Source organism: Streptomyces sp. ISL-12 (assembly GCF_018614415.1).
In the GTDB taxonomy this organism is placed as follows: Bacteria; Actinomycetota; Actinomycetes; order Streptomycetales; family Streptomycetaceae; genus Streptomyces.
On sequence record NZ_JAGGOO010000086.1, the window covers coordinates 1 to 22,645 of the forward strand.

Consider the following 22,645-nt stretch of genomic DNA (forward strand, 5'->3'; position numbering starts at 1 on the left):
GGTGAGCCCGGAGGAGTCGGCTAGGGCCTGTCGTTTGGATCAGGACGCGGGACATCGGCGGGACTTGTCCATGCCGGTGAGCGGGGTCTGGTGCGTGCGGCTGCAAGGCGGAGGAGGGAGTCGACGCGATGGGGGCCCCCCCGCGCGAGCGCAGCCGAGCGTGGGGGAGTCGGCGAGTGACGACAACGCCGCAGATGCGCGTGCCAGACCCCGCGTCTGCGGCGTGATCCAAACGACAGGCCCTAGCTGTCGTTTCGCGGACGGCCGCTGTCGGGCGCACCCTAGTCAGATGGGAGTGGTGGACCTCCTGCTGGTGGGCCTGGTCGTCCTGCTCGGGCTGTGCGGCGTCCTGCTGCCCGGTGTGCCCGGGTCCTTGCTGGTGTGGGCGGCCGTCCTGTGGTGGGCGCTGAAGGACCCGCGGCCGCTGGCCTGGGCGGTCCTGGTCGGCGCCACGGCCGTGCTGCTGCTGTCCCTGGCGGTGCGCTGGGCGCTGCCGGCGCGGCGGCGCCGGGCCGGGGACGCCGAGGGCCGGCTGACGGTGTACGCGGGCGGCGGCGCCCTCCTCGGTTTCGTCCTGCTTCCCGTGGTGGGCGCCGTCCCCGGTTTCCTCGGCGGCATCTACCTGGCCGAACGGCTCCGCCTTGGCCGTCACGGCGAGGCGGTCGCGGCCGTGCGGTCGGCGATGGGCTCGGGCGGCTGGAGCGTGCTGACGGAACTGTTCGCCTGCCTGCTGATCACCGGGGCGTGGCTGGGCGCGGTGTTCGCCGGCTGACCCGCGCCCAGGACCCCTTCCCCTTCCAGGACCCCCTCCAGGGCCAGCAGCCGCGTCTTGCGCTCCAGTCCGCCCGCGTACCCGGTCAGCGAGCCGTCGGCGCCGATCACCCGGTGGCAGGGGCGCAGGATCAGCAGCGGGTTGGCGCCGATCGCGCCGCCCACGGCCCGCACGGCGGCGCGGGAGGCGCCGACGCGGGCGGCGATCGCGCCGTACGTCGTGGTGGTGCCGTAGGGCACGGCGTCGAGGGCGTCCCACACCTTCGTCCGGAAGGCGGTGCCCTCGGCGCGCAGCGGCAGCCGGAACGCGGTCAGCTCCCCGGCGAAGTAGGCGCCGAGCTGCGCTACTGCCTCCCGGAAGGGCCCGGGGTCGGCCCGCCAGTGGTCGCCGTCCCGGACGGTCCGCCCGCCCTTCTGCCCGGGCACGGACAGCGAGGTCAGCGCCCCGTCCGCGGCGGCGGTGAGCAGCAGCGGCCCGACGGGGCTCGCGACCTCGGTCCAGTAGGCAGGCATGTCCATGTGCATGATCACTCCAACTCCCCCGCTGCGCGCAGGTGGTTCAGGGCGTACGAGCGCCAGGGGCGCCAGGTGTCGGGGACGTCGGCGCCGGGCGGGGCCGCGTCCGGGTCGCCGAGGGCGCGGGTGCGGACGGCGGTGACGGTCGCCGGGTCCATGCCGGGCAGGGCGAGCAGGGCGGCCTCGGCCTCGTCCCGGTCGGCGCCCGGGTCGAGGCGTACGGCGCCGTCGGCGAGGGCGGCGGTGAGCGCGCCGAGGGTGCCGTGCGGCTCGGCCCCGGCGATCGCCGCCGGTTCGGGGAAGAGGTGGGTGAGGGCGCCGCAGGGCGCGTCGAGCCGCTTGCCGTACCGCGCGACGAGCCGTTCGGCGCCGGCCCGGCCGGTCAGCAGCCGTACCGCCAGTTCCTCCGGGTCGGCGGTGCCCGGCGAGCGCAGCCCGGGGCGGGCGGCGACCAGCGGGGCGAGGCGGGGGTCGGCGCGGAGCCGTTCGTCGACGGCGTACGGGTCGGCGTCCAGGTCGAACAGCCGCCGCAGCCGCCGTACGGCGGTGGTCAGGTCGCGCGGGTCGGTGAGGAGCAGCCGCGCGTCGAGCCAGCCGCCGGAGCCCTGTCCGGAACGGCTCGGCCGGCCCGTCCACTCGTCGACGGCGACGACGCCGGTGCCGTAGGGCAGCCGGAGCGTGCGCCGGTAGACGCGGCGGCCCGGCGGCCCGCTCACCTCCTCCACTCCCGCCAGGGCCTCCCGCTGGAGCAGGTCGAAGACGGGCCCGGCCGGGTAGGGCCCGCGGTGGGCGAGCCGCAGCGGTATGCCGCCGCCGGGGGCCGCCCGGTCCCTGGCCGGGGCGGCGGCGCGCAGCCCGCTCGGGGTGTCGGCGTACACGCTCCTGATGGTGTCGTTGAACTGCCGCACGCTGCTGAAACCCGCGGCGAAGGCGATCTCGGTGACCGGCAGGCCGGTGGTCTGGAGCAGCACACGCGCGGTGTGCGCCCGCTGGGCGCGGGCCAGGGCGACCGGCCCGGCGCCCAGTTCGGCGGTGAGCTGCCGCTGCACCTGCCGGGCGCTGTACCCGAGCCGGGCGGCCAGCCCGCCCACCCCCTCCCGGTCCACGACGCCGTCCCCGATCAGCCGCACGGCCCGGCCCACGACGTCGGCGCGCACGTCCCACTCCGCCGAGCCCGGCACGGCGTCCGGCCGGCACCGCCGGCAGGCCCGGAACCCGGCGCCCTGCGCGGCGGCGGCCGTCGCGAAGAACCGCGTGTTGCGGCGGTGCGGCGTACGGGCCGGGCAGCTCGGCCGGCAGTACACACCGGTCGTCTCGACGGCGAAGAAGAACACCCCGTCGAACCGTCCGTCCCGGCTCCGCACGGTCTCGTACCTGCTGTCGTCGTCACCTTCCACACCGTCCAGTCTCCGCCACCCCGCCCCCTCGGGCTGGCGGAAATCGGACACCGCGTCCGGCTGCGCCGGCTAGCGCAGCCGCCCCTGCTTGGCCTCCATGGCCGCCCGTCCCTGGGCGCCCCGCCGCTTCCACTCCTTCCGCAGCTCGGCCCGGACCCGGGCGTCGGTCTTGGCGACGATCCGCTGGTTCTCCCGCAGCAGTTTGCGGTAGCTCTCCAGCCGCCGTTCGGGCAGCTCACCGCTGTCGACGGCGGCCAGCACCGCGCACCCGGGCTCGCTCTCGTGCGCGCAGTCGTGGAACCGGCACTCCTCGGCCAGCTCCGCGATCTCGGCGAACACCTGCCCGACGCCGTGCCCGGCGTCCCACAGCCCGACCCCGCGCAGCCCGGGCGTGTCGATCAGCACGCCCCCGCCGGGCAGGACGAGCAGATTGCGGGTGGTGGTGGTGTGCCGCCCCTTGCCGTCGACGTCACGGGTCGCCTGTACGTCCATGACGTCGTCGCCGAGCAGCGCGTTGGCGAGGGTGGACTTGCCCGCGCCGGACTGCCCGAGCAGCACGGCGGTGCCCCCGGAGACGACGGCACCGAGGACGTCCAGCCCCTCCCCCAGCGCGGCGCTGATCGGCAGCACCGGCACGCCGGGCGCGCTGGTCTCGACGTCCCGCACGAGGTGCGCCAGCGTCACCGGGTCGGGCACGAGGTCGGCCTTGGTGAGCACGACGACGGGCTGCGCGCCGGACTCCCAGGCCAGCGCCAGGAACCGTTCGACGCGGGCGAGGTCCAGCTCGGCGGCGAGCGACACGGCGACGACGGCGTGGTCGACGTTGGCCGCGAGGATCTGGCCCTCGGACCGCTTGGAGGAGGTGGAGCGGACGAAGGCGGTGCGGCGGGGCAGCAGGGTCCGCACGTACAGCGGGACGCTGCCGTCGGGGTCGACGGCAGCCCAGTCCCCCGTGCACACGACCTTCATCGGGTCACGGGGAACGACGAACTCGGTGTCGGCACGGACCGGGCCGGCCGGCGTGACGACGTCACAGAGACCGCGGTCGACCCGGACGACGCGGCCGGGAACGAGACCCCGGTCCGCGTACGGGGCGAACTCGGCCTCCCAGCCCGCGTCCCAGCCGTAGGGAGCGAGTGGATGCGAGGACGAACCGAGGGAAAAGGAGAAAGACAAGGGGTGACCCTTCACAAGGGTGGCCCCGGCACCGCGCCCACGAGCGCGGGAAAGGAGTGGGATCAGCCGGCGGCCACGGAGGTGGACTTGACGGACTTCCGGTTGCGGGCAACGCCCGTCGCAACGACAGCCATCGGTCGACACCTCCCGGATCAATACGCCGAACGGCGGTGGCACAGCAGCCACCGTAACGAAGACGACCTTAGCCGCCCTTCTGGGGAGGCACCAGCGATATACCAACGCAGCCCCTCGGCGTGACGAAGTCACAAGGCGCGCGGACGCTGAGGTTGAGAGGGTGGAGTGACAGCGGGCGTTGGTGGTGCTGCATCCTCGTCATGAGGTAGGCGGATGGCGGTGGCTTGACCGCTGCGGGGCGGGCGAAGCGTGAGGAAGTGCGTTTCGAGGCCGGGGGGATGTTCGGGCAGGGGGTGCGGTCACCGGAGGCGGCTCGCAGGTTACGGGTGTCGCAGTCGGCGTACGCCTGACACGCGGTCTGGCGGGGCGGCGACAGAGCAGCCCTGGCCTCCAAGGGTCCCGGCGGCTTTCCCTGTCAGCTCAGCGATGCCCGGGCGGAGCGACTGCAGGGCGAGCTGGAGGCCGGCCCAGCGGCGCATGGGTGGTGCGAGGACCAGCGGTGGACACTGGCGAGGGTCGCGGAGCTAGTCCATCGCCCTCAGGCGGCCGGAACGGGCTGGATGGGCAACGGTCTCGTCTCTCTCCCCCCTCGGAACGGCAGGCCACTCGATCCCACCAACCTCACCCGCCGTTTCCGCCGCCTCCTTCACAGCGCAGAGCTCCGGACGATTTGCTTCCACGACCTCCGGCACTCGACCGCCACCCTGCTCCTGGAGCAAGGCGTCGATCTCGTCGTCATCAAGGAACTCCTCGGCCACGCCAACATCGGCGTCACCGCCGGCGTCTACACCCACGTCCGACTCCGCCTCCAACGCGAAGCCATGACCGCCCTAGGCAACGCTCTCGACCGTCCCTGACACACACGCGGCAACGGCGGCGAACATCCCTGGTGTTCGCCGCCGTTGCCGTCAACTACTGCCGTCAGGTGGAGACGTAATGCCAGATTCCGGACAGCCAGCGACCCCTCTGATTCGCTCAAGCGAATCAGAGGGGTCGCAGTCAGAAGGTGTGACCGGCTCACGAGAAGGCGCCGGTCGTGATACCTCCAATCGCGGCAGCACGTCTACCCGAACAGTCGCTCCAACACATCGAGGGCTTCCTGGATAGCCAGCGCGTCCTCGCGAGGCAATTCATGCAGATCACCCCGATCAAGAGCAACAGCATAGATCTCCTCAAGAACCCACCATTGTGAGCGAATTTCCTCGCTCAATGGAGATGTCGCGAGATTTGACGAAACCGAGTCGAGATCGTCGATCAGACTCCGGAGCGAGATGTCTCCGGAGCGGTACTTCCGGATCGACTGACGTGCGTCTTCGCGCAACCACTGCTGCGCATCAGAACCCTCAATCACTGCTTGATCCTTCCGGAACTAACGGTGACAACCCGTCCAGTTGCAGCATCCGTAATCACCGTCACATTATTCTCCGCCTCATAGTACGCCGTCGTCCCGGCCCGCTTACCTGGCATCTTTTCGCCGACACGAATGATGTTTTCCACCACAGACGGCATGAGGCCGCGCTCCTACATCCGGTCAATCGCATGTCCGGTGTAATCGCGACCTGCGATTGTTGCCGGCTCATTTGGCGAAAGATTGCGGAAGTTCGTACCCCTCCCACCAACCGGGGTTGTCGGGCAGTTGCTGTTGTGAACGAGCACCGGTGTCTCGCCCGCCAACACATAGTACGTGTGCTACGCGGCACCCCTTACCTGCTTCTTCGCAGGTCAGCGCTGGTTTTGCGTTCCGCTGGAGTCCGTGGGTGTGCGTGGAAATCCGTGGTTATTGCCGTCGCTACTGCCGTCAAGGGTGCCGACGGCAGGGCGTTCACTGCCATGCGCCGGGTTCGGCGTGGAGGGTGGCGCGGGTGGTGCGGTGGTAGAAGTCGTGGCCGGTCTGGGCGCAGTGTTCGGCGATCCAGCGGGTCAGTTCGCCCTCGGTGTGCACTTCGCCGGAGGTGGCGCCGCAGTCGTGGTCTTCTCCGGTGACGCAGATGGCCTCGAAGGTGGGCAGGGTCATGGGGTCCACGACGGCGGTCACGTGGTATTCGCGGAAGCGGTAGCGCTTCCGGGCCGGCGTGCCGGTGTCAGGCATGCTCGGCCGCCTCTTCCTGCGGGTCCGGGATGCGCTGTCCGCGTGACTCGGCAACCCTGAGCGCGTCGGTAAGGGCTTCGGCCAGTCGGGTGGCGAGCCAGCGGTACTCGGTGGCCGACAGGGCTCGTGCGCCGGGGGCCAGGACTTCGCGGGCGTGTTCCAGCAGTTCCTCGCCCATGCCGAGTTGGACGGCTTCGATGCTGTCGGCGAGTGTAGACAGGTAGCCCCTGCCGTCGGTGCTCAGGTAGCAGGGGTTCCCGTCTGGGGTGGTCCAGGGAAGTAAGCGGGGGCCGGCCAGCCCCGCTGCCGCGTCGTGCAGTTCCCTGCGCCGCATGCGGTCCGCGTCGCTCCTGGGCCTGTTCACCGTGCACCCCCGGCGGGTCGCTGATAGGGACACGGTGACCGTAGACGCCTGACTGTCCGTCACTCCATCTCAGCCGCACAGCGGTTTGCGACACCGGGTCGGCGAACTACCACGCTGCGTGGTGGCTATCCGACAACGTCGAGGTAGGCGGCCATGTCCCGCATCTCCGTCGTCAGGGTGCGCTTCCGCTTGCCCAGGATCTCCTGCATGGTCTCGGCGGCCGAGTTCTGGTGCCTGAGCCACTCGGGGGCGGCGTCTCGGACCCGGGTCAGTTCGTCCATCGCTGCCGACAGGTCTCCGGTGCGGGTGTGGGCTCGTGCGACGTCGAGGGTGAAGCGGTTGCCGTCGTTCGTACTGGGCCTGCCCAGGCGCTTCCACGCCCTGGGCGACAGTGCCTCTTCCTCGTCCGCCTTGCGTACGACCGCACGGGCGTCCCCGATGACCATGGAGTCTTCGAGTGCCTTCAGGGCGGCGGTGACGGGCCCGAAGACGGACCAGTGGCGAGAGAGGTTGCGGTGCGCGGTGCCGACGGCGGTTGCCGCCACCCGGGCCGCCTTGCGGTACTCCTTGGCTTCGTCCGGGCGGTTGTTCCGCGCGGCTGCGGCTGCGGCCTCCATGGCAAGCCCGCCCCACACCGCGTAGTGGTCCGGCTCGGCCCCGGTGATCTTCGGCTCGACCGCATCCATGCTCTCGGCGGCGATCCGCTCCGCCTCGTCCAGCCGGCCCTGCCGCACCAGCAGCCAGCACATGCCGCCGACGCCGGAGCCTGCCGCGAGCATGTCTCCGCTCTGCTTGGCGTCCGCGATGGCGACACTCAGGGCCGCGTACGCGATGTCGTACTGCCTCACCTGCGTGAGGTACGTGCCGGCCAGACGCAGCGCCTCGGCCCGGGCAAGCAGGGCCTGCTGGTGCTCGTCGCCGTTGTCGTAGTAGGCCACGGCCAGGGAGGCATCGCGTAGCAGGCCGGGAAGCTGGGCGGCGACGCTCTTGTAGCTGTCGGAGAAGTACAGCTCCCGCGCGTCTCGTACCGTACGGCTGAAGGTGCGGAGGTTCGGTTCCTCGCCTGCGACTTCGGCGGCCTGGTCCACGAGCCCGACTGCTGGGGTGAGGACGGCGCGAAGCTGGATGAGGTTGAGCCGGTTCGGCTCCTCGGCCCGCCCTATGGGTTCCGGTGCGTCCGACGCCATCAGCGCGGCGGTGGTCACTCCCAGTGCGCGGGCGAGGGTGTGCAGCGTCTCCATGCGGACCGTTCCGCCCTGTTCCACCTTGCGCACCGTACCTGGTGACACGCCTGCGGCGTGGGCCAAGTCCTCCTGGCTCATCCCGGCGCGACGCCGGTACTTGCGGACGTTGTCGGCCAGTTCCGTAGTCATTCCGTTCACACCTCCAGCGCCACGGTACGCCGGACGGGCGCGTCAACCGGTGGCTATCCGGCAGATACCCGCCAGGGAACGATCGCCCACCTCACGTGACGTGTCTGGCAGCGCGAGGCCCGGCCTCCGGCAGAGCCGGCCTGAGCGGGAGGGGTCCCTCGTCGGTCGGGCAGCTTCGCCGGACCAGGGTTCCCCGGGCGCCGCCAAGGCTCACATCGTGACGCGTGCGCTCGGCCTTGGCGGCCCCCGGGGGTTCCTGGTACGCCTCCGGTGACCGGACGGCGAGGGACCCCACCCGCGCCACCGACCACACACCACGACGAAGCCGCACCCGACATCCGGCCCCGTTGCCCCTCGGAGAGAGGGACGGGGTCTGGGGCAGAGCCCCAGAAGGCTTCGCTGCACGGGCTGTTGCGCGCCCGGACCGGCGGGGCCGTCGCCAGCGGGGCGGAGACAGGAGCGGGCGGCGGCCCCGCAGGGCCGGAGCGCGCGCGGCCCGCGTCAGCGGGTCGCCTTGATCAAGTAAAGAAACTCTATCAAGTAAAGAAACTCTGAACAGCTCTCCGGAAGTCAACCCCCCTGCTGCCACGCCGTGGCGTGGTCCGGGGTCAGCGTCGGCGTCGGCCTTCGGTAAGTCTGTCGCGCAGGAGCTGGGCCTTGGCGGCCTTCTCCTCGGGGGTGTAGTCGCCGCTGAGGCGCTTGCGTTGCTCCATGACGGCTCGCATCGCGTCGCGGTGGGCTGTGGCGGCTTCGAATTCGACGCTGGCCTTCGTGAAGCGTTCCTCGGCGGCCTCCAGTTCGACGGCGACTTCATTGTCGGTCTTGCCGCTGAGGCGTACGGCCTCTTCGTCCGCGCGGCGCTGGGCCGCAGACTTGTCAAGCATCTCGTGGTAGCGCTTGAGGAACTGGTCGTGCGGGCTGAGCTGGCGGACGAACACGCCCCGGCCCTGGACCGAGTAGATCAGCCCCTCGTCCTTGAGTAGCCGCAGGGCGTTCTGCGCGGTGGAGTTGGCGATGCCGAACTGTTCTTGCAGCTCGCGGGCGGAGGGGAGCTTGGCACCTGGTGCGAGCCGGCCGTCCTGGATCTGCTTGCGGAGTGCGTCCGCGGTCTGCACGTACGGGGGGCGGGGGTCGTCGGTGGGTGCCACCTGCCATCCCCGCCGAAGGTCACCGAGTCCGACGTACGCGGGGTCAGACTCGCTGGCGGCGGCCTCTTCCTCTTCTGGCTCGGGCTCGCCGTCGTGGGCGCGCACGTAGCTGCCCCGCCCCAGGACGGAGTAGATCAGCCCCTCCTCTTTAAGCAGGCGCAGGGCGTTCTGGACCGTCGAACTCGCGATTCCGAAGCGCCGTTGCAGCTCGCGTGCGGAGGGCAGTCGCTCGCCCGGACGCAGCTCGCCGTCACGGATGGCGGCGCGTAGGACGTCGGCGGCCTGCACGTACGGCGGCCGGGGGTCCTGGTCCAGGGGCAGCGTCATGACACGAGGGTAGCGGCGGACCGGCACCCACGGCATACCCGGCCACCCCTGCGTCCGAGACGCACAGGTGTATCGATACGAATCGCGTGTAGCAGGTGTAGCGGGCGTGCGGCTACGGTCGTGTCGAGTCGATCAAGCGGCTCCATCTCGAACGATGAGGATGTGATGACATGGCCATGTCTCGAATCCGTGTTGCTCTGCTGCCGTCGGCGGTGTGCATCGCGGGCACCGAGCCGGTGCTGAAGATCAAGGACCAGCCAGACCGGGGAGGTCGCCACCGACCGGGAGACCGGCGCGTCGCTGTACACCGTGACCGTGATGCTCATGGAGGACGGCCGGGCCGAGGTCCTGAAGATCACGGTTCCGGAGTCGGGCCTGGCGGCCGGGCTGAAGCCGGGCGTGATGGTGCGGCCGGTGGACCTGTTCGCCACCCCGTGGGCGCGGATCTTCAACGGTCAGCTCTCCGACGGCCTCGCCTACCGCGCCGCCCGCCTGGAGCTGGTCACGGCGGAGGCGGCCAAGTGACCGGCATCGACAACCAGGGGCCGCAGCGGGAGCTGCATGTGCTGCGGCCCCTGCCGGGCACTGAGGGCAAGGCGACGTTCTCCGCCTCCGGCGCGGTGCTCGCCCTGCTCGGCCTGACCCCGGCGGACGCGACCGGGCTGGACCTGGCCGACGTCCTCCGCCTGATATCCGAGACCGAGGGGGACTGACATGGAAGCCGTGACGGATTACGGACCGGATGCGCTGCTGATTGCGGCTGTGCTGGTCAACGTGACACTGCTGCTGGTCGTGGTGCGCTACGCACGCGCTGATAAGGGCACGAAGGCCAGCATGTGGCAGGCCGTTCGGGTGCGCTGGGGCTGGGTGCGCCTCGCGCGGATGGGCGGGCTGACGGTCACCGACAAGACGCCGGGCCTGCTGGCGCAGATCACCGCGCAGAAGGACGGAGCCGCGCCCGCGCCTCGGGTGCTAACTCCGAGGATCAAGGTGAAGCCGGACCGGTTCGGGGTGATCGTGCGGGCCAGGACGCTGCCGCAGGTGGGTCTGGAGGAGTACCAGAAGGCGGCGCGGTTCCTGGCCGACGCCTGGCGGTGCACGCGGGTGTCCGTCCTGCCGGACGGGCCCGGTCGGGTGGTGATCCGGGGCGTGCGCTCTGACCCGTTGACCACACCGACCGAGCACCATCCCACCGGCCGCCCGCTGGAGGAGGTGTCGCGGTGGGAGTTGGGGGTGGACGAGTATGCGGCGCCGGTGTGCGTGTCCTTGGCGAATGTGCCGGGGGTGACCGTGGCCGGCACCCCGGGTGCGGGCAAGACCTCGGCGGTGAACAAGTTCGTCTGTGACCTCGCGCCGTCGGCGGCCGTGCAGTTCGTGGGCTTCGACGGGAAGGTGTCGCGGGCCGAGGAAGGCGACTACGCGGACCTGGTCAAGCGGATGTTCGCGTTCTGCGGTGACGACCTGGACGAGGCCAACACACTGTTCAAGCGCCTGGTGGCGCTGCGCCGTCGGCGATCTTCGGTGATCCGGGACGTGCTGGGCGTGAAGAACATGTGGCACGTCGGCCCCTCCCGGCTGTGGCCGCTCACCGTGGTCCTCATCGACGAGGCGCACACGTTCTTCCGCGAGTACAAGGGCAGCGACGCCGAGACGAAACGTTTGGCCACGCTCACGGCGGAGAACGCCCGGCTGGTGGAGGACCTGGTCAAGAAGGGCCGCAGCGTCGGGATCCTGACCATCCTGATCAGCCAGAAGACCACCGGGGATGCCATCCCGACGTTCATCCGCGATGTGTGCCCGGTCGGGCTGTCGTTCGCGCAGAAGACCGTGGAAGCCGCGGTGGCCGCGCTGGGCGACGACATCCGCAACTGGCCCGATGCCAGCCCGGTGACGTTGCTGGACCCCACCTACGTCGGGGTCGCGGTGATGGCGATGCAGGGCCGCCCCGGCTTCACCCGCATCCGCACCCCGTACGTCTCCGACGCCGACGCCGCCCGCATCGCGGAAGCCACCTCCCACCTGACCGCCGACCCCGCCCTGTGCCTGGACGCCCTCCTCGACACCACCGGCCACACGAACCCCGGCGACGACGGGCCGGACGGTCCGGCCGTCCCCCTGGCCAAGCCCTGAACGCCCCCGATCCCACGCCCCCGAGAGGAGGCCCCGCGCATGGCGGAGGAACGGTTCACCCGGCGCACCGTGACCATGGTGATGGCGGTCATCGCGGCCCTGGCCTTCGTCTTCTCCTTCGGCAACGTCTGGGCGCTCGCCCTGCGGCTCGGCGTACCCCGCCCCATCGCCCCGCTGATCGCCCCCATGGTGGACCTGTCCGTCGTCGGACTCCTGGTCGCCCTGCGCTTCCTCGCCCTGCGCGGCGTCCCCAAGACGGAGCTGAAGGCCGGCACCCGGCTGCTCCACTTGTGCGGGCTGCTCACCCTCGCGCTGAACACTGCCGAGCCGCTGCTGACCGGACGCTACGGCCGGGCCTGCCTGGACACTGTCGCTCCGCTCCTGCTCCTGGGCTGGGGCCACGTCGGCCCCACCTTCCTCGCCCACTTCCACACGGCCGCACACCTGGAGGACGCCACCACAACCACCCCAGCCCCCGCGCCCATCGCCGAGCCGGTGCCCACTACCGCGCCCGCTCCCGAGACCGCGCCCCCGGCCCCGGCCCCTGAACCGGTCCCCACCGCGACACCTGCGCCGACCCTGGCCGAAGCACCCGCCGTGATGGAGGCGCCCGGCTCCGCCCCGGCCGTCGCCAAGGCCCCTGCCACCGGCCCTCGCCCGGCCCTGCCCGCCGCACTGCTGAGTGCGGCCCGGCGCATCGCGGACACCCACCACGCCGAGCACGGAACACCGGTCACCGCCGCCCAGCTCGCTACCCGCATGGGCATCGCCCTGCCGGTGGCCACCGCCGCCCTCGCTCAGCTCTGAGCCACCCGGCCACCGGCCGGATCGCCTCTCCCCGAAATCCACGCCCACCCCATGGGCCTGGTTCGTCATGCCCCGAGCAGCACCAACACGCCTCCTCGCCTGGTTGGTTGCTGCTCGGGGGCACCCACCCGACAGAAGGGACACGCCCCGAATGGTCACCCTGGACCTGCGCCACCTGGCAAGCCCCGCCGTGCGGGACCTGCTCCACCTCGTCAACCAGCCCGACTTCGACCGCGCCCAGCAGCAGATCGAACGCCTCGGAGGATGCACCGAACCCGTCCGCCTGACCGGCCAGAGCACCACCGTCGACACCACGACCGGTGAGATTCTGCGCACCTACTCCGCCTCCGACGAGCCCACCGGCAGCCTGCTGACCACATGCGGCAATCGCCGCGCCTCCCGCTGCCCGGCCTGCTCCCGCCTCTACGCCGCTGACACCTACCACCTCATCCGCGCCGGCCTCTCCGGCGGCAAGAACGTCCCCGACACCGTCCGCACCCACCCCCGCGTCTTCGCCACCCTCACCGCCCCCTCCTTCGGCCCCGTCCACAACCGCCCCGACGCCCGGCCCTGCCGCTGCGGAATCCGCCACGAGCCCACGGACCCACTGCTCGGCACACCGCTCAATCCGGCGACGTACGACTACGCGGGTGCAGTCCTCTTCAACGCCCACGCCGGAGCCTTGTGGGCCCGCTTCACCACCTACCTGCGCCGCGAGCTCGCCGTCCGGCTCGGCATGACCCAGAAGGCCGCCCGCGCGGTTCTGCGGGTGTCCTTCGCAAGGTTGCCGAGTACCAGAAGCGTGGCCTGGTCCACTTCCACGCCGTCATCCGCCTCGACGGCCCAGACGGCAGCACCCAGTCCCCGCCCTCGTACGCCACCGTCGCCGTGCTCACCGACGCCATCCGCGCCGCCGCACCGCGCGCCCGCATCTCCGTCGCCTCGGACGCGATCGGTGAACGCGAACTCACCTGGGGCCAGCAGCTCGACGTACGCGAGATCGCCGCCTTCGACACCGAAACCGAACTCACCGACCAGGCGGTCGCCGTCTACGTCGCCAAGTACGCCACCAAGTCCGCCGACGCCTCCGGCACCCTCGACCGCGCCCTGTTCTGCCGCCCCTGCCAGGGACGCGGAGCCACCCTCCTGCCCCACGGAACCCCGCTCCCCTGCACCGCGTGCGACGGCACCGGACAGGCCCGGCCCCTGCCCCGCCTCGCGGTCGCCCGCCACGTACGGCAGATGATCCGCACCTGCTGGGAGCTGGGCAAGCTGCCGGAATTCGCCGAGCTCAAGCTCTGGAAGTGGGCACACATGCTCGGCTTCCGCGGCCGCTTCTCCACCAAATCCCGCCGCTACTCCACCACCCTCGGCGCGCTGCGCGACGCCCGCCGCGCCTGGCGCACCGAACAGGCCCGCTCCCACGCCGGTCTGCCCGAGCGCGACCCGGACACCACCCTCGTCGTCGGCCACTGGACCTACCTCGGCTCGGGCTATAGCCCCGGCGCCGCGCTCCTGGCTGCCGCCGTCTGGCATCGCGGGGAGCTGGAACGCCGGTTCATCGCCGAAGGGGGCTGCTGATGACCTCGCCACCGCCCACCGTCCTCCACCCGGAGACAGAGCCAGCGCTGGACCTGCTGACGGTGCCCCAAGTCATGGCCCGCCTCCAACTCGGCCGCTCCGCCGTCTACGACCTGCTCCGCTCCGGCCAACTCGCCTCGATCACCCTCGGCCGCGCCCGCCGCATCCCCACCCGCGCCCTCACCGACTTCATCCGCACCCGCCTCGAACAGGACGCCGCCTGATGACCACGCCCCGCCCCGCCTCTTCCCGCCGCTCCCGCACCCGTGCGAACGGCGACGGAACCGTCTACCAGCGCAAGGACGGACGGTGGGAAGCCGCCGGATACGTCCTCGCCCCCGGCAACACCCGCAAGCGCGTCCGCGTCTACGGCACCACCCGCAAGGACGCGATGACCAAGCTCACCGAGAAGATCGCCGCCAGCAACCGCGGCCTCCCCGTCGCAGCGGCCGACAGCACCGTGAGCGCCTATCTCGCTTACTGGCTGGACGGTGTCGCCGTCCACCACTTGCGGGAGAACACCCACACCCGCTGCGCCGCCGCCATCCGCCTCCACCTCAGCCCCGGCCTCGGCGCCAAGAAGCTCGCCCGGCTCACCACCCGCGACGTCCGCACCTTCCTCGACGGGCTCCGCGTGACCTGCCAGTGCTGCGCTCAGAAATGGGACGCGAAGCGGCGGCGCTGCTGCGCCACCGGCCAGTGCTGTGATAGACGGTTGTCGCCACTGACCGTGACGTACGTTCACGCGGTCCTCAAGTCCGCCCTGGAACACGCCGTCCGCGAGGACGAGCTGCCGCGCAACGTCGCCCGGAACGTCAAGACAACCGCGCCCCGGCCGAGACGCTTCCAGCCCCTCACCGCCGCCGAAGCCCGGCAACTCCTTCAAGCGGCCAACGGCGACCGGCTTCACGCCCTGTACGAACTCGCCCTGCGCACCGGACTCCGCAAGGGCGAACTCCTCGGCCTCCACTGGGAAGACCTCGACCTCGACGGCGGCACCGCCACCATCCACCGCTCCCTCCAGCGCACCCGCAGCCAGGGCCTGACCGTCCTGAACACCAAGACCCTGGCCTCCGAGCGGCGCATCGCCCTCCCTACCGAATGCCTCAGCTCCCTCAAGATCCACCAGGAAAGGCAGCAAGAAGAGCGTCAGGCGGCCGGAACGGGCTGGATGGGCAACGGGCTCGTCTTCACCACCCCGAAGGGCAGGCCGCTCGACCCCACCAACCTCACCCGCCGCTTCCGCCGCCTCCTTCACAGCGCACGGCTCCGGACGATCCGGTTCCACGACCTCCGACACTCGACTGCCACCCTGCTCCTGGAACAAGGCGTCGACCTCGTCGTCATCAAGGAACTCCTCGGCCACGCCCACATCGGCGTCACCGCCGGCGTCTACGCCCACGTCCGACTCCGCCTCCAACGCCAGGCCATCGATACCCTCGGCAGCATCCTCGGCACAACCGACGACCCGGACGACCCGCCCACCGCAGCCGTCGTCCGCTGACGTTGCCGTCACCGTTGCCGTCAAACGCCCTGGAGGCCCGGTCGGAATCTCCTCCGTCCGAGCCTCCAGGCTTTTGTGTAAGCAGAGCGCTATGAATGTCCCATTCGACTGATCCATCGCTGACATACGTCAACGGTGATCGGCTCGAATAGTTCAGGACTCGACACCTCGAAGAGGAATTGAGTCAGAATCTCAACGTCCACTTCGTCGATCTCGACACGCTCCAACATGTGAATCGCCCCAGCCCATCGCGGCAATTGAAGAACGTCTAGTTCTCCGGAGGTGCATCGCTGCAGAACCTCTCTTACCGCATCACGATCCAAGCGTACAGACGGCCCCTCGTGTCGATCGCATCGGTTAGCGGCGTCGATCAGGCCATCCAGCGATGATTCCCAGCCAAGCAGACTGGTCAGAGCCTGGCAAGTATCCGATCCCATAGACCTCACCCTCACTTGAACTTGATGTGGGCAATGCTGCCATCAGGAAGGAAGGTCGTCTTGTAAGCCAACTCCGTGACTCCTTCAGGATCTACTCGCTTCCGATACATCGCGTACGACCCGGGAACCCTTCCGGGGACCTTGTAGTAGAATTCCGCACCGCCTTCGGGGAGGCGAACGATCTGCGGAATTTCGGCATTCCCTGGACTCTTCTTCATGAAGCCGGTGAGGCTCTTTCGCAACGCTGGCGACAGATCATCGACACCCGTAGCGGCAGCAACCTTTTCACCTCGTGTCAGGTTTGTGCCGCAGGCCCCATTCGAATTATGCACGAGGACCGGCGTCTCACCCGCCAGCACATAGTACGTGTGAATGTCGGCGACGGTGAGGTTGTGGACGGAAGCCTGCTGGGTCCAGCGTCGGATCTTGGTGATTCGGGCCGCGGCGCGGGTGGATGTGCTGAGCTGTTCGCCGGCGACCAGGTTGGTGGCGTCGATCCATGCGCCGAGTTCAGGGACCCAGAACGGGTGGCCGTCGGTGGCGGTGACCGAAGCTGTCAGCGTTTTACCTTCGACCTTGATGGACAGGGTGATCTTGACCAGGTTCTTCAGGCCCTGGCCGGTGATCTCGGCGGTGACCGTCTTGAGGGTGGTGCGGCCGGTCTTCGGGTCCGTGGCCAGGACCTTGTCTCCGGTCTTCACATCCTCGATGGGCTTGGTGCTGCCGTCGGCCATGAGGACTTCGGTGCCGGGGACGAAGCTGTTGCAGGAAGTTGCGGTGCTGCCTGCTCTCCAGCCCAGGTAGCCCATCAGCGCGGTCGAGATGGCGTCGCGGATGGAGTTTCCTCGGGCGACGGCTGCTGCCTTCTCGTTGCATTCCTCAGCGTGGTACACGCAGTAGGTGGCCGCGATCTCCTTGGCCTTGTCGACGTCCTTGCCTCCGTGCAGAACGTAGAGGTAGGCCTGACGGCAGCCCTCGCGGCCGAAGCAGGCGGAGCCCTCCTTGGACGACTCGTAGACCGGGTTGTACCAGAAGTCGTCCGTGGCCTCCCCGTTCATGCGGGGAGACCAGTACTGGTCGGCCAGCTTGTCGATGTCCTGCGTCACCGGAGTGTTCGCTGCCACCCAGTCCTTCTCCGCAGTCCGCACGTGGGCGGATGTGTTGGTGGGAGTGCTGCCAGAGCCGGCGTAATCGCGCCTCGACGCGTCGGCACCGGCTTTGTCGCCTGGGGTGTGGTTGAGGCAGGAGGGGCAGTTGCGGGTCGGGCAGTCGGGGCCTGCGCACAGCCCGGAGGGGTCGCTGTGCGTGAGGGGGTTGTTCTTGGCATAGGTGTAGCCGTGCATCTGCTGCGGGTCGTCGCCGGTGAAGACGGGATCGACCGACAGGAAACGGCCAGTTGCCGGGTCGTATTCGCGCGCCCCGAGGTGGGTCAGGCCGGTGGTGGTGTCGGTGGTACCGCCGACGAAGCCCTTGGTGCCGGTCCAGGTGGTCGGCTCGGTGCCGCGCGGTTCGCCGAACGGCAGGGTGCGGCGCTGGGTGATCGCCTGGGTGGTCGCGTTGACGGAGAGCTGGGCGGTGCCGTGGTGGTCGGCCAGGGTGAAGGAGATGGTTCCGTCGTTGGCCTGGACGGCCTGGTGGCCGCCGCCAACATCAAGGTAGCGGGTGCCCTTGGCTGTCGTGGCACCCTTCGCCAGTGTGATCTCCGTGGCCCCCAGATACAGCGTGGTCTCCGTCGGGGTGCGGCCGATCAGACGGTTGCCCTCTGCGTCGTACAGGTACTCGGTGACCTGGTCGCTGCCGCCCTCCACCGGCTGGGTGACCTTGGCGAGATGGCCTTCGGCATCCCAGTCCAGGGTCTGGGAGGTGCCGTCGCCCAGCTGCCGGGTGCGGGTGTTGCCGCCGTCGTCATAGGTGAAGCTGTCAGTGGACTTGACCGTCCCGGTGGTGGTGTCCACCGAGCTCAGGGTGTGCGGCCGGACCGCTCCCGGATCCGGGTAGTGGTAGCTGCGCTCGGTGTCCGAGTCACCGGCAGCAGTGGCGTGCCGGGTCTCGCTGAGCCGGTTGCCGACCACGTCGTAGGTGTAGGAGGACCAGTACGGGGCCGGGCCGCCCAGCGCGGTGGTGGTCGGGGTGGTCGCACAGCCGGTCGTCGACTGCGCCCAGGCCTGCGTCAGCCGGCCGAGATAGTCATAGCTGAAGCACTGGTTGTCGGTGCCGGTGCGGGAGGTGTCCGAGACGGACAGGACGTTGCCCGCCTCGTCGTAGGAGTAGGTGTTGTATTGGTCGACGCCCGAGACGTCCTGGCGGTCCACCCGTGAGGTGGCCAGCCGCTGGGTGCCCCACTGGTAGGTATTGGTCTCCAGCGTGAGCTTGCCGCCGTTCGCGGCCATGGAGTATTGCAACGGCTTGCCGACGTAGCTGTAGGCCGTCGTGGCGGTCAGGTTCTGCGGGCCGCTGACCTTGACGGGCCGCAGTGTGCCGTCCTCGTAGGTGTAGGCAACGGTGCCGGCCGCCAGGTCACCGGCCTTGGGGTAGCCGACGCCCTGCACGGTGCCCGAGGCGTTGTAGGTGGTCGCCGACAGGTACGTGCCCTGCAGTGCGCCTTCGGCCGACGGGATCGTCACGGAGGTCCGCAGTGGCCGGTACAGCCGGTCGTAGGCGACGACGCTCGTCTTGTACTCCTGGGCACCGTCGTAGCGGGAGCTGGACGCGAGTTGCCCCTTGGCGCCGCTGATCGTGTCGTAGACCCACTTCGCACGCAGTGTGCCGGTCGAAGTGTCCCGCAGCTCTGTCTTACGGCCCAGGCCGTCGTAGGCATGGGCGAGGACCGTACCGCGGGCGTCCTTGCTGCTGGTCAGCAGGGAACGGTCGTCGTACTCGTTGTGGTCGGCGCCCTTGTCGGGGTCGGTGGTGTCGGTGAGCCGGCCCATCAGGTCGTACGTCCAGGTCCAGACGTTGCCGGCCGGGTCGGTGACCTTGGTCTGTTCACCGCGGGGGCTGTAGCCGTACAACGTGGTGTCGTAGTCGGCGTCGGCGTCACGGGAGTGCAGCAGGCGCAGCTCGGTGGTGCGGCCGCGGGCGTCGGTTACGGTGGTCTGCGCGGTGCCACCCACCGGCGGGATGACCGTGGTGCGGTCGCCGCCATAGATGGTCTTCGTAACACCGAGGACCGTCCCGCCGTCACCGTTGCCGGCGATCTGCCTCAGTTCGGTCATCCGGCCCAGGCCGTCGTGGGTGTAACGGTTCTGAGTCTCCACACTGAGCGCGTTCTTGGGCTCGAAGAGGGTGGTGGAGGGGGCGGTGGTGTCGGAGTAGTAGGTGGCGAACTCTTGCGCGGTCAGGCCGCGTTCATCGTAGAAGACGTCAGCCAGCAGTGTTCCGCCGTTCGGGCCTGGGTCCTGCGTCTGGCGGGCTCGCAGGAAGCCGTCGTAGAAGGCGTACGAGGTGTCCTGCGTGCCCGAGTTGCCGATGGTCTTCGTCCCCACGGCGATCGGTTTGCCGTCGGTGATGGTGTAGGTGAACTCGTAGGTCGGGATCTGGCTGGTGGTCCGGTCGGCCAGCCATACCTTGGTGTTGCGGCCCAGCGCGTCGTAGGCGTAGGTGGTGGCCTTGCCGTTGGTGTCGGTCTCGGCGAGCGGCTGTCCGCGCAGCGTGTCGTACGTGGTGGTCGACGTCTGCGCGGTGGTGCTGTCCCCCACCGTGGCGGGCGGGGTGGTCACCGTACTGCTCGTCGGGAAGCCCGTGGTCGGGGAGTACACGGTGGTCGTGGTTCGTCCGTCGTTGCGGGCGCTCCTGGTGAGCGTGCCGGCGGCGGTGACCGTGACGTCCGCGGTCAGGTCGGTGGTGCTCAGCGCCCGTCCATAGCCGTCGTAGGCGGAGGTCGACTCCAGATACACCGCGCTGGAGCCGCTGTACGTCTTGAGTTTGGCGGTCCTGGTGGCGTCGCCCTTCGTCGCCGCGGCGCCGTAGGCACCGCCGTCGTAGGCGGTGCGTACGTCGGACATGACGTCGGCCGGGCGGTTGGTGGCGGCGTCGCACGCCTTGGCCACCGTCTCGACCCGGGCAGGAGCATGCACGGGGACGCTGCCGGAGACGTAGGTGGTGCGGGTGCACTGGTCGTCGGCCGAGGTCGTCGTGTCACCCAGGTCCTCGGTCCGGGTGACCAGGCCGGTGGTGGAGTCATGCGTGTAGGACGTCGAGGTGGTCCGCCACTTGGCACCGGCACCGTCGTCCAGGGAGGTCCACACCTTGCTGGAGGCGGTGCCGGTGAAGTTGGCGGTGACGGTGCCCCAGTCGCGGACCTTTGCCGCGGTCTCCTTGTACCAGGGCCGGCTCACCGTCTTGGAGAGCACCTTGCCGCCGGGGCCGGAGTAGGTGACGGTCTTGTACGCGAAGCCGGTCTGCGACTCGTGGTCGGTGATCGGGTCGCCTTCGCCCGGGTCGAGGGTGATCGACACGCTCTTGGTGCCGCCCGAGGACGTCTTGCGGTCGCCATCCATGCCGCGCAGGAAGTAGCTGTCGGTCTGCGACTTCATCGCCGACGCACCGCCCTGACCGCCGGTGCGCACCCGGACATGGCCGTAACCGCGCCACTGCGACCAGGTCTTGGACTTCTTCCTGGTCATGCCGTCGTCGTCGTCGTAGTGCCAGGCCGCGCCGTCCAGGTAGTCGTACATCGTGACCTGGTCGGGCGCGCCGCCGGTACGGTCGGTCGAGGTGACCGTGTCGACGACGTACTTGTTGAACCACTGCAGGTCCGGGTCGTCGGTCGTGCTGCCGCCGATGTACTGCGGGAAGCAACGGGTGGTGTTCGTCTCCGGCGTGGGCAGCGCGGCGGCGTCACACACCGGCGCGGAGTATCCGACGTCGATCTGGCCCCCCGACTCGTCCGCGACGGTGGACAGCCGGGACTTGATGTACGGTGCGTAACCGTCGCCGGTCTTGTCGAGCCGGTTGGCGAGCTGGGTGTAGGCGAAGGTGACCTTCGGCAGGGTGATCGAGGCGGTGCCGTCATAGCCGGTGCGTTCGACGGAGTCCAGCAGCAACTGGTAGTCGGTGTCCGCCATGCCCCACCGGTGGGTGAGCTTCCAGCCGTCGACGTTGCTGTACGCACCCGACACCAGCACCTGGGTGGTGACGTTCGTCAGCCGCTTGCGGGTGAAGAACACCGGGGAGAGGCGGCCGTTGTCGCAGTCGGTGCCGGCTTCGCAATTCAGGTCCCACGGAGTGTCGTACCAGTACTGGGAACCCGTGGAAATGGACGAGCACGTGGTCGAGCTGTCGGGGATGCACCGCTCGCTGTTGGTGAAGTCGACCTTGGCCAGGGCCTTCGTCGAGTACATGGCCGTGGACTTCAGCCCGTACTCGATGCGGTCCAGGGTGCCGCCGCGCACATACGGGGTGTCGTCGGCAGCCTTGAGGTTGCGACCGTAGGAGTTGGTCTCCTTGTCGTAGTAGTACGCGACCGCGTTGCCGTGCGGGTCGACGACGTAGTCCAGGTTCCAGCGCCAGCCCTGCTGGCACCAGGACGCCGCGTACGTCGAGGCGTTGCACGGTTCGTCGGCGTCGTTGCCGAAGACCGGCGCCGTCCACGTCGAGTCGGTCGTCTCGTTGCCACTCGTCCAGCCCGGCAGCCGGTTGTAGCCGAAGAAGTACTGCGCACCGTCGGGGGTCGTCACCCGCCAGTACTCGTCATTGCGCGCGCCGTTGGACCGCACGTCGGACGAGGTGCCGTAGATCCGGTCGATCTTCGTGCCGTCGTCGTCCCGGAGTTTCCAGGAGTTGGTACCGTCGGGCACCAGTTCCCCGCCCGAGCCGTTCAGCGACAGGGTGGCGTTGTCGTACGCCCAGCACAGATCGCCCGGCTTGTTCCCGTCCGCGTTGGTCGCACCGTCCTCCTCGCACCCCTTGTAACTGCGCTCGATGAAACCAGGCGCCAGGTCGAAGCCGTCCCCGACCCACGAAGCCTGGTTATTGGTGTTCCCGGTCCGGCCGTCGACACCGCCGGAGGAGTACGACAGCCCGACCCGCGGCGTCAGCCCGCCGGGCACCTGCGGCACCGCCATGTCGTACGACCACGCGAACGAGCCGCTGCTCAGATCCGTGTTCCAGGTCGACGAGGCGGACAGGGAAGTCGCCTTGTAGTCGCCCCTGTCGCTGTCGGCGGAAGCAGTCACCGCCAGTACGGTCGCCGTGCTCGCGCTGAGGGTGACGGAGTCCGTGGTCAGTGTCTGCTTCTCGGCGTCGTTGACGGTCTCCACGGGCTGAGTCGTACGGCACTGGGCCTTATGCGGTGTCGTCAGCGCGCATGCCGGCAGTCGCACCAGGGTCAGCCGGTCCGCGTAGCCACCGCCGTACAGGTTCGCGAACGAGGAGTAGTCCAGGCCCGCTCGCACCTTGCCGCCGCGCTGCGTACCGCCCTGACGGGCCGTCAGCGTGAAGACCGGCCCGTCGACGCCCGTCTTCCGCGCCGCCGCGCGGGACAACGTGCTGACCGTGTAGGTGCCGGAGGCCGCGTCAGCGGACCGCTTCACCCGTGTGTCCACGGTGAGCGGCAGCCCCTTGACCCGGAGCGCCTCCCGTCGCAGCGTCACCGCCGACGCGGCCGCCTTCGGCCAGCTGATCGCGGGCGCCTTCGCGGGTGTACGGGGTCCCTTCGTCACCTTGCGGGGCACCGACTTGTCCGCCGGGCCACCGGCGACCGGCGACTCGGCCTGCGGCAGCGCGGGCCTGCGCCAGCCCTGGGCAACGGCGGGCACCCCCGAAGCCTGTAAGAGAGCCGCGGTCAGGGTGGCCGCAGTGGCCATGGCCACCCGGCGCCAGGGCCGACCCGTTCTTGTGCGTGGTCTGGTCTTCATGCTGATCTGTCTTCCTTCCGTTGCGTGCTCCGC

General features: G+C 69.8%; 16 protein-coding genes and 3 pseudogenes. 9 read left to right on the forward strand and 10 right to left on the reverse strand.

From position 1 onward, the window contains the following. The first annotated feature begins 289 nt into the window (after window positions 1-289). Window positions 290-772, forward strand: a complete 483-nt coding sequence (locus J7I94_RS23775; RefSeq protein ID WP_251075622.1) for a DUF456 domain-containing protein — start codon at window positions 290-292, stop codon at window positions 770-772. Here J7I94_RS23775 and J7I94_RS23780 read toward each other — a convergent pair. From J7I94_RS23780 to rsgA, 3 genes and pseudogenes are all read right to left on the reverse strand, one after another. Beyond that, a pseudogene (locus J7I94_RS23780) lies at window positions 735-1,290 on the reverse strand (methylated-DNA--[protein]-cysteine S-methyltransferase). The gene J7I94_RS23775 and the pseudogene J7I94_RS23780 sit on opposite strands and share 38 nt — an antisense overlap. A gap of 8 nt (window positions 1,291-1,298) precedes the next feature. After that, window positions 1,299-2,684 (reverse strand): AlkA N-terminal domain-containing protein, encoded by a 1,386-nt coding sequence (locus J7I94_RS23785; RefSeq protein WP_308114670.1) that lies wholly within the window; start codon window positions 2,682-2,684, stop codon window positions 1,299-1,301. Between the two features lie 69 nt (window positions 2,685-2,753). Beyond that, window positions 2,754-3,860: a ribosome small subunit-dependent GTPase A gene (gene rsgA / locus J7I94_RS23790; protein WP_251075623.1), complete on the reverse strand. Its 1,107-nt coding sequence runs from the start codon at window positions 3,858-3,860 to the stop codon at window positions 2,754-2,756. 674 nt (window positions 3,861-4,534) lie between these two features. On the opposite strand from rsgA, the pseudogene J7I94_RS23795 reads away from it, so the two are divergent. Next, window positions 4,535-4,852 (forward strand): annotated as a pseudogene (locus J7I94_RS23795) (tyrosine-type recombinase/integrase); the annotation flags it as partial. Window positions 4,853-5,058: 206 nt separating this feature from the next. On the opposite strand, the gene J7I94_RS23800 reads toward J7I94_RS23795, so the two are convergent. The 6 genes from J7I94_RS23800 to J7I94_RS23825 all read right to left on the reverse strand — a co-directional run bounded on the left by J7I94_RS23800 (window position 5,059) and on the right by J7I94_RS23825 (window position 9,296). Continuing rightward, window positions 5,059-5,346, reverse strand: coding sequence for a hypothetical protein (locus tag J7I94_RS23800; protein ID WP_215169823.1), 288 nt, complete (start codon window positions 5,344-5,346; stop codon window positions 5,059-5,061). After that, window positions 5,343-5,504: a hypothetical protein gene (locus J7I94_RS23805; RefSeq protein ID WP_215169825.1), complete on the reverse strand. Its 162-nt coding sequence runs from the start codon at window positions 5,502-5,504 to the stop codon at window positions 5,343-5,345. The genes J7I94_RS23800 and J7I94_RS23805 overlap by 4 nt, the downstream gene beginning before the upstream one ends. 313 nt (window positions 5,505-5,817) lie before the next feature. Further along, window positions 5,818-6,084, reverse strand: coding sequence for a hypothetical protein (locus J7I94_RS23810; protein ID WP_215169827.1), 267 nt, complete (start codon window positions 6,082-6,084; stop codon window positions 5,818-5,820). Then, complete coding sequence (locus J7I94_RS23815; RefSeq protein ID WP_308114671.1) at window positions 6,077-6,448, reverse strand: hypothetical protein; 372 nt, start codon at window positions 6,446-6,448, stop codon at window positions 6,077-6,079. The genes J7I94_RS23810 and J7I94_RS23815 overlap by 8 nt, the downstream gene beginning before the upstream one ends. 125 nt (window positions 6,449-6,573) lie before the next feature. Further along, entirely contained in the window at window positions 6,574-7,821 is a 1,248-nt protein-coding gene (locus J7I94_RS23820; protein ID WP_215169829.1) for a helix-turn-helix domain-containing protein, read from the reverse strand. A gap of 608 nt (window positions 7,822-8,429) precedes the next feature. Next, entirely contained in the window at window positions 8,430-9,296 is an 867-nt protein-coding gene (locus J7I94_RS23825) for a GntR family transcriptional regulator (RefSeq protein WP_215169831.1), read from the reverse strand. A 309-nt stretch (window positions 9,297-9,605) separates the two neighbouring features. On the opposite strand from J7I94_RS23825, the gene J7I94_RS38530 reads away from it, so the two are divergent. The 7 genes and pseudogenes from J7I94_RS38530 (at window position 9,606) to J7I94_RS23860 (ending at window position 15,318) form a co-directional block, all read left to right on the forward strand. Beyond that, window positions 9,606-9,821, forward strand: coding sequence for a hypothetical protein (locus J7I94_RS38530; protein WP_251075624.1), 216 nt, complete (start codon window positions 9,606-9,608; stop codon window positions 9,819-9,821). Continuing rightward, window positions 9,818-10,009 carry a hypothetical protein gene (locus J7I94_RS23835; protein ID WP_215169833.1) on the forward strand — a complete coding sequence of 64 codons (192 nt, stop codon included), beginning with the start codon at window positions 9,818-9,820 and terminating at the stop codon, window positions 10,007-10,009. The genes J7I94_RS38530 and J7I94_RS23835 overlap by 4 nt, the downstream gene beginning before the upstream one ends. A gap of 1 nt (window position 10,010) precedes the next feature. Then, window positions 10,011-11,426, forward strand: a complete 1,416-nt coding sequence (locus J7I94_RS23840; RefSeq protein WP_215169835.1) for an FtsK/SpoIIIE domain-containing protein — start codon at window positions 10,011-10,013, stop codon at window positions 11,424-11,426. Between the two features lie 39 nt (window positions 11,427-11,465). After that, entirely contained in the window at window positions 11,466-12,233 is a 768-nt protein-coding gene (locus J7I94_RS23845) for a DUF2637 domain-containing protein (protein WP_215169837.1), read from the forward strand. A gap of 151 nt (window positions 12,234-12,384) precedes the next feature. Further along, window positions 12,385-13,814 (forward strand): annotated as a pseudogene (locus J7I94_RS23850) (replication initiator). Then, complete coding sequence (locus J7I94_RS23855; RefSeq protein WP_215169839.1) at window positions 13,814-14,038, forward strand: helix-turn-helix domain-containing protein; 225 nt, start codon at window positions 13,814-13,816, stop codon at window positions 14,036-14,038. Before J7I94_RS23850 ends, J7I94_RS23855 begins: the two are co-directional and overlap by 1 nt. Next, on the forward strand, window positions 14,038-15,318 hold the full coding sequence (locus tag J7I94_RS23860; RefSeq protein ID WP_215169841.1) for a site-specific integrase: 1,281 nt from the start codon (window positions 14,038-14,040) through the stop codon (window positions 15,316-15,318). The genes J7I94_RS23855 and J7I94_RS23860 overlap by 1 nt, the downstream gene beginning before the upstream one ends. Before the next feature lie 448 nt (window positions 15,319-15,766). On the opposite strand, the gene J7I94_RS23865 is transcribed toward J7I94_RS23860, so the two are convergent. Next, window positions 15,767-22,612 (reverse strand): polymorphic toxin-type HINT domain-containing protein, encoded by a 6,846-nt coding sequence (locus tag J7I94_RS23865; RefSeq protein WP_215169842.1) that lies wholly within the window; start codon window positions 22,610-22,612, stop codon window positions 15,767-15,769. Between the last annotated feature and the right edge of the window lie 33 nt (window positions 22,613-22,645).

Bases quoted from the DNA above. Each gene is read 5' to 3' on its own strand.
- J7I94_RS23805 (WP_215169825.1), bottom strand. From the start codon at position 5,504: ATGCCGTCTGTGGTGGAAAACATCATTCGTGTCGGCGAAAAGATGCCA.
- J7I94_RS23845 (WP_215169837.1), top strand. From the start codon at position 11,466: ATGGCGGAGGAACGGTTCACCCGGCGCACCGTGACCATGGTGATGGCG.
- J7I94_RS23810 (WP_215169827.1), bottom strand. From the start codon at position 6,084: ATGCCTGACACCGGCACGCCGGCCCGGAAGCGCTACCGCTTCCGCGAA.
- J7I94_RS23855 (WP_215169839.1), top strand. From the start codon at position 13,814: ATGACCTCGCCACCGCCCACCGTCCTCCACCCGGAGACAGAGCCAGCG.
- J7I94_RS23865 (WP_215169842.1), bottom strand. From the start codon at position 22,612: ATGAAGACCAGACCACGCACAAGAACGGGTCGGCCCTGGCGCCGGGTG.
- J7I94_RS23775 (WP_251075622.1), top strand. From the start codon at position 290: ATGGGAGTGGTGGACCTCCTGCTGGTGGGCCTGGTCGTCCTGCTCGGG.
- J7I94_RS23860 (WP_215169841.1), top strand. From the start codon at position 14,038: ATGACCACGCCCCGCCCCGCCTCTTCCCGCCGCTCCCGCACCCGTGCG.
- J7I94_RS23825 (WP_215169831.1), bottom strand. From the start codon at position 9,296: ATGACGCTGCCCCTGGACCAGGACCCCCGGCCGCCGTACGTGCAGGCC.
- J7I94_RS23820 (WP_215169829.1), bottom strand. From the start codon at position 7,821: ATGACTACGGAACTGGCCGACAACGTCCGCAAGTACCGGCGTCGCGCC.
- J7I94_RS23840 (WP_215169835.1), top strand. From the start codon at position 10,011: ATGGAAGCCGTGACGGATTACGGACCGGATGCGCTGCTGATTGCGGCT.